This window comes from Streptomyces sp. NPDC043746 (assembly GCF_056436485.1).
Map to the genome: position 1 here is coordinate 117,151 of NZ_JBWKCM010000024.1, position 6,133 is coordinate 123,283.

The window sequence follows — 6,133 nt, forward strand, 5'->3', positions numbered from 1 at the left end:
CGCGGTGCCTGGCCTGGCCGGGCACTCATCGGTCAGGCCTCGTGGCCGAAACGCCAGGCTTCGATGTCCCGATAGTGGATCGGTCCCGGCCCCCGGCCGATGTTGCTGCCCACGAGGTGTAGCCGCTCGGCCTTCCAGGCGCGGCCCGAGAACGCGGCAAGTCCCGCGGCGGTCTCCACTGTCCCACTGTGGTCGCTCCGGCGGGAGCGGGCGAGCGTCAGATGGGGCCGCAGCGGCCGCTCGGGGAAGGAGACACCGGCGGCCCGGACCAGATCGCGTACGTCGGTGGCGAGCCGGTGCAGCCCTTCGAGGTCCCCGTCGATCCCGCTCCACAGGACCCGCTCGTCGAAGTGCCCACCGCCGCGCAGCGCCAGCCGCAGGGGCCGACGCCGCGCCGCGAGCCCGGAGAGCGGGGGCACCAGGGGCGGGACGGCGGCCGGGCGGAGTTCGCCGAGGAACGCCAGGGTGATGTGCCAGTCCTCGATCCGGTTCCACCGCAGGCGGGGGTAGGCCGCATAGGCGGGACGCAGGGCCCGCTCGAGTTCGTCCTTGGCGTCGTCCGGCGGGGCGAGCGCCAGGAACACGCGGATCGTGGCGGCCGGTTCACACTCGTCCACGGCGGGTCCGGTCACGGTGTCGGGCAGTTCGTTCACCCGCGTACGGTACGTGCCGACCACGCTCCCACCGCAATGCGGGCCCGGGGCGCACCGGAAGACAGGAGGGGGGGGAGGCGGCATCGCCTGGAGGAACCGTGTCAGGACATCGCGTGCCGTGCTGTCCCGCGCGGGCTCCAGGCGGCGTTGACGACCGCGATGCCTACCTTGCCGTTCTCGAACAGGCGGGTCGGCACGGCTGGGCCCACCGGTCCGCCGAGGTGGTCGACGAGCAGGACGGGCTGCGGCTCGCCGTCCTGCTCGGCGGGAACGAAGTCGGTGCGATCTCCCGCCGCAGAAAAACGACGTGCTCGCCCCGTCGGCAGCGATGCGGGGCAGGCCATCGGGGGCGCTGCGCAGCGCCTCCCCGTACGCACCGAGATCGTGCGCGAGGATGTTCCGGCGCGCAGCGACAGTGACGGTGAGCCGGTCACCGTCGTGTGCGTACCGGGCGGCCAGATCGTCCGGCAGAAGGTAGAAGACTCCGCCTTCCCCGTCGTGCCCCCGGTTCACCAGCAGGCAGGCCATGCGCTCGGCCGGATCGGCCGACGCCTGGTCGAGGTCGAGGACCACTTCCCGGCTCTCGGGGGCGAGTGCAGGGATGGTGCCGCTCCATATACGGCTGAGGTGGTCCATGGGCGGTATCCGAGCACGGGTGCCGGGGGCGACCCGAGGCGCGCAGGGAACGGGTGCGGCCCGGCGAACGCCCCCGCACGGCACGGCGCGCCCCTCGCCGGGCCCGACGCCGCCCCGAACTCCGAGCGTGCACGGCAGCAGCCGAAACGGCATGATTCCGGCCCTGTGTTCGCGCACGGATCCGGCCGTGGGCGGCCCGGTTCCTGCCCTGCCGCGGTTCGTCGGTATGCCCGGAACTGAGCGGATGCGACGCGGTTCGAACGCGTACGAAAGACACCGGCCAGTTCAACGGCCCGGCCGAGCTGGCCGGTCTACCCGTCGACCCAATAGGTGCCTAGGGCATCCAATGGTCCGAGGCGCGGAACGACCGGCTCCGCGCGCACGACCGAGCACTGCGAGGCGACCCGATCCCATGACGGAATTCACGACGGACCCGAACCCACAGGCCCTCGACCCCGCCACCCCCGCCACTTCCACCGCCACCGACCCGACCCCCGCGACACCCTTCCCGCAGGACCGGGGATGTCCGTACCACCCGCCCGCCGGGTACGCGCCGCTGCGCGAGGGCCGTCCGCTCAGCCGGGTCGCCCTCTTCGACGGGCGCCCGGTCTGGGCGGTCACCGGACACGCCCTGGCCCGCCGGCTGCTGGCCGATCCACGGCTCTCCACCGACCGCAGCCATCCGGACTTCCCCGCCCCGGCCCCGCGCTTCGCCAACGCGAGCCGGCGTCGTGTGGCCCTGCTGGGCGTCGACGATCCCGAGCACAACGCTCAGCGCAGAATGCTCATCCCGGCGTTCTCCGTGAAGCGGATCAGCGCTCTCCGTCCCCGCATCCAGGAGACCGTGGACCGGCTGCTCGACGCGATGGAGCGTCAGGGGCCGCCGGCCGAGCTGGTGAGCGCGTTCGCCCTGCCGGTGCCGTCGATGGTGATCTGCTCCCTGCTCGGAGTGCCGTACGCCGACCACGAGTTCTTCGAGGAGCGCTCGCGGCGGCTCCTGCGCGGCCCCGGCGCGGCTGACGTGGACAGGGCCCTCGACGAACTCGAGGAGTATCTGGGCGCGCTGATCGACCGCAAGCGTACGGAGCCGGGGGAGGGCCTGCTCGACGAGCTGATCCACCGCGACCACCCCGGCGGACCGGTCGACCGCGAGGAGTTGGTCTCGTTCGCCGTGATCCTGCTCATCGCGGGGCACGAGACGACGGCGAACATGATCTCGCTCGGCGCCTTCACCCTGCTGCGCCATCCCGAACAGCTCGCGGTGCTACGGGCCGGCGGGACGACGACGGCCGTGGCGGTCGAGGAGCTGCTCCGGTTCCTGTCCATCGCCGACGGCCTGCAGCGGCTGGCGACCGAGGACATCGCGGTGGCGGACGCCGGAGTGACGATCCGCAAGGGCGAGGGCGTGGTCTTCGCGACCTCGCTCATCAACCGTGACGAGGGCGTGTTCCCGCGGCCCGAGACGCTCGACTGGGAGCGGCCCGCCCGTCACCATCTCGCCTTCGGCTTCGGCGTACACCAGTGCCTGGGGCAGAACCTGGCCCGCGCGGAACTCGAGATCGCGATGCGCACGCTTTTCGAGCGGCTGCCGGATCTGCGGCTCGCCGTACCCGCGCAGGAGATCCCCCACAAACCGGGCGACACGATCCAGGGCATGCTCGAACTGCCCGTGGCCTGGTGAGCGGCATGGGCGTCCAGGTCGACAGAGAACGCTGTGTGGGGGCCGGCATGTGCGCGCTGACCGCGCCGGACGTGTTCACGCAGGACGACGACGGCCTCAGCGTGGTGCTCCCCGGCCGTGCGGAGACCGTTGGGGGGCACCCCTCGGTGGGGGAGGCCGTACGGGCCTGTCCGGTGGGGGCGGTGGCTCTGTCCGCCGACTGACCGGTTTCGGGGTGAGGGGGGTGCGGAGTGCGCGCATGCGGCTCCGGGCGCCTCCCTCGTCCGCGCTTCGGGGTGGGCCGTCCGCGATGGGCGGCAGTGGTCGCGAGGGATCGACGGCACGTAGTTGTGAGCCATTTATGATGTTCTGATGCGATCTGCTCCGTGGTGGGCCCTGCTCTCTTCCGGATGTGCGCCTGTGCTGCTGGTGGGTTCCTGGGCGATTGCGCAGGTGCGGCAGGGCTTGGAGTACGACCCGGCGAAGGAGACCTTGAGTGTGCTGGCGGCCTACGGGGCCACCAGCTACTGGCTGATGACGGGCATGTTGCTGGTGCTGGGTGCCTGTTACGTGATCACGGCGCACGCGCTCCGGGAGGCGGCCTTTGCCGGGCGGGCGGCCCTGGCGGGTGGTGGGGTGTGTGCCTCGGCGCTGACGGTGGTGCCGGCGCCGAGCAGTGGCGGGGCGCTGGAGCATGGGGCTGTGGCGGCTCTGGGCCTCGTACTGCTGGCGGTATGGCCTGCGTTGGCGGCTGTCCGGGGGAGGGGGCCGGTGCCGTGGGGGCTGCGGTTGGATGTGGCGCTGGCGGCGAGTGCGTTGATGGGGGCGGCGGCGTTGTGGTTCGTGGCCGAGTTGCAGAGCGCGGGGGCGCCGGGCGTCGCTGAGCGGGTGGTGACGTTCGTTCAGGCGCTGTGGCCGTTCCTGGTGGTGGTCTCCTGTCGGCGGGGTGCCGGTTTGCGCCGTGGGGAGGGGCGGGAGGGCGGTTGATGGGGTGGCGGCCGGCCGGGCGGACCGAGTGGTGACGGGCTCCGGTCCGGTTCTTCGGGACCGTCCTGTGGGGCTCGGCCCTTCGGGATCAGGGGTTCGTGGCGGCGAAGGGGCCGTTGTGACCGAAGGCGTGGCGGGCGAAGCGTTCGGCGATGAGCCGGTGGGTGGCGGGGTCGGGGTGGAGGCCGTCGGGGAGCGGCCGCTCGGTGTGGTCGTTCTCGCCGTAGAGGTCGAGGCCGTCGAGGTGGTGCAGGTGGGGGTCGGTCGCGCTGCGCCGGTCGACGAGGCGGGCCAGTTCGTCCCGTATGACGGTGAGGGTCAGTTTCCCGGCGGCGCTCTCGGCGGGATTGCCGGTGGCGACGAACCGCAGCCGTCCTTCGCGCAACGCGTCGAGGTCGGGGACGCAGGGGCCGGGGGTGTGCTCGTGGATGGGGCAGTGGATCGGGGAGACGACGAGCAGGGGCGTGGTGGGGTGCCCCTCGCGGATGGTGTCGAGGAAGCCGTGGACGGCCGGGCCGAAGGCGCGCAGTCGCATGAGGTCGGCGTTGACGAGATTGATGCCGATCTTGACGCTGATGAGGTCGGCGGGGGTGTCCCGGAGGGTGCGGGCGGTGAAGGGGTCGAGCAGGGCGCTGCCGCTGAACCCGAGGTTGATCAGTTCGGCTCCGCCTCGGGAGGCCGCCAGGGCGGGCCATGTGCCGGTGGGGGCCGTCGCGTTGGAGCCGTGGCTGATGGAACTGCCGTGGTGCAGCCAGACCGGCCGGCCGCTGGGATGCTGGGTGTGGGCGGGCGCGTCGGTGCGCAGGGCGACCAGTCGGGTGGTCTCGTCGTGCGGCAGCCAGATCTCGATGTCCTTCTCGGCATCGGGCAGGCCGCCGAACCGGAGGGTCTCCACGGGCCCGGGGCGGGTGTGCGAGGCTCCCGAGGACAGGTCGATGGTGAGCGTGTCGCCGTCGCGCGCACTGGCCCGGCCCGCGGGCCGGCCGTCGACGAGGAGTTCGTACACACCGTCGGGACGCCGTGGCGCCCCGGGATAGACGCGCTTGGTGGCGACCACGTCCAGCTCGACGGCGGTGGCCCGGCTGCGGAAGGCCAGCCGGACCCCGGAGGGCTGCGACTGGGCCATGGCCAGCTGCTCGTCGGGTATCTGTGCCCGGGCGTGGCTGGGCAGCCGGTGGGGCAGTACGCCGCGTTCGGTGCGCTCCAGGTCGAGGGCGCCGCGCAGGATGCTGAGGCTGATGGGGGTGGTGATCCACTGGTGCGAGGTGCTCATCGTCGCGTTCTCCTGGCGGGCTCGTGCGGTCGGTGGCTGGATGCCGAGGCCTCCAAGGCCGAGAACCGAGGGGTCAGGGCTTCGGGGAAGGCCGGGTTTCAGGGGCCATGGGGTGAGAGGTCAGGCGGGGGAGGGCCAGTTGCGCAGCAGGGCGTCGAGTGCTCCGAGGATCTCGGTCCAGCTCTCCTGGGAGGCGGGGGCGCTGTGGCTGAAGCCGCCGGCCGCCTCCAGGGCGACGTAGCCGCTGAAGACACTGCCCAACAGCCTTACGGCATGCGTCTGCTGCGGTTCCGTCAGGTCGTAGCCGCGCAGGATGGCTCGCATCATCTGCGCGTGCCGTACGCCGGCGCTGGCGGCGGCCGTGCCTGCGTCGATCCGGAACTGGGCTGCGGCGAAGCGCCCCGGGTGCTGGAAGGCGTAGTCGCGGTAGGCGTCGGCGAAGGCGCTGAGGGCATCCTTGCCGGCCCGTCCCGCGAGGGCGGCGGAGGCCCGGTCGGCAAGCTCCTCCAGGGCGAGCAGGGCGATTCTCGTCTTGAGGTCATGGGCGTTCTTGACGTGCGAGTACAGACTCGCGGTCCTGACGCCCAGCTGCCGGGCGAGTGCGGAGGGGGTCACCTGCTCGAACCCGATCTCGTCCGCCAGCTCGGCCCCGGCCCTCACCACGCGCTCTGCGGCCGGTCCTGCCTTGACCATACCATCACCGTCCGAATACTTCTTCATGATTCCCTAAGGGAGTATACATTTGCCTAACTATGTTAGGCAAACTGGTGAGACTGTTTGGGGTCGGGCCGGGGACTGTAAAACGTTCGGTGTAACTCCCGATCAAGGAAGATGCGCCGATGACCAGCGACAACGTGAACGAGGCCGAGTCCGTCGAGACGGTTGAGCCGAAACCGTCGAGGGCGGTAGACGACCAGCTGATCG

7 protein-coding genes are annotated in these 6,133 nt (G+C 71.7%); 3 read left to right on the forward strand and 4 right to left on the reverse strand.

The genetic code is table 11. From position 1 onward, the window contains the following. Positions 1-32: 32 nt before the first annotated feature. The gene (gene thpR / locus AC0682_RS24020) at positions 33-653 is read right to left on the reverse strand and encodes an RNA 2',3'-cyclic phosphodiesterase (protein ID WP_478535041.1); all 621 of its coding nucleotides are present in this window, start codon (positions 651-653) and stop codon (positions 33-35) included. Between the two features lie 101 nt (positions 654-754). Next, positions 755-1,087, reverse strand: coding sequence for a hypothetical protein (locus AC0682_RS24025; protein ID WP_478535042.1), 333 nt, complete (start codon positions 1,085-1,087; stop codon positions 755-757). A gap of 614 nt (positions 1,088-1,701) precedes the next feature. Between AC0682_RS24025 and AC0682_RS24030 the strand changes: the two genes are divergently transcribed. From AC0682_RS24030 to AC0682_RS24040, 3 genes are all read left to right on the forward strand, one after another. Next, entirely contained in the window at positions 1,702-2,970 is a 1,269-nt protein-coding gene (locus tag AC0682_RS24030; RefSeq protein ID WP_478535043.1) for a cytochrome P450, read from the forward strand. Between the two features lie 5 nt (positions 2,971-2,975). Beyond that, positions 2,976-3,173, forward strand: coding sequence for a ferredoxin (locus AC0682_RS24035; protein ID WP_478535049.1), 198 nt, complete (start codon positions 2,976-2,978; stop codon positions 3,171-3,173). Positions 3,174-3,321: 148 nt separating this feature from the next. Beyond that, complete coding sequence (locus tag AC0682_RS24040; protein WP_478535044.1) at positions 3,322-3,936, forward strand: DUF998 domain-containing protein; 615 nt, start codon at positions 3,322-3,324, stop codon at positions 3,934-3,936. Positions 3,937-4,024: 88 nt separating this feature from the next. Here AC0682_RS24040 and AC0682_RS24045 read toward each other — a convergent pair whose 3' ends face one another. Next, complete coding sequence (locus tag AC0682_RS24045) at positions 4,025-5,209, reverse strand: GDSL-type esterase/lipase family protein (RefSeq protein WP_478535045.1); 1,185 nt, start codon at positions 5,207-5,209, stop codon at positions 4,025-4,027. A 120-nt stretch (positions 5,210-5,329) separates the two neighbouring features. Continuing rightward, positions 5,330-5,902: a TetR/AcrR family transcriptional regulator gene (locus AC0682_RS24050; RefSeq protein WP_478535050.1), complete on the reverse strand. Its 573-nt coding sequence runs from the start codon at positions 5,900-5,902 to the stop codon at positions 5,330-5,332. Positions 5,903-6,133: the final 231 nt, after the last annotated feature.

Bases quoted from the DNA above. Each gene is read 5' to 3' on its own strand.
- AC0682_RS24030 (WP_478535043.1), top strand. From the start codon at position 1,702: ATGACGGAATTCACGACGGACCCGAACCCACAGGCCCTCGACCCCGCC.
- AC0682_RS24035 (WP_478535049.1), top strand. From the start codon at position 2,976: ATGGGCGTCCAGGTCGACAGAGAACGCTGTGTGGGGGCCGGCATGTGC.
- AC0682_RS24040 (WP_478535044.1), top strand. From the start codon at position 3,322: ATGCGATCTGCTCCGTGGTGGGCCCTGCTCTCTTCCGGATGTGCGCCT.
- AC0682_RS24045 (WP_478535045.1), bottom strand. From the start codon at position 5,209: ATGAGCACCTCGCACCAGTGGATCACCACCCCCATCAGCCTCAGCATC.
- AC0682_RS24050 (WP_478535050.1), bottom strand. From the start codon at position 5,902: ATGGTCAAGGCAGGACCGGCCGCAGAGCGCGTGGTGAGGGCCGGGGCC.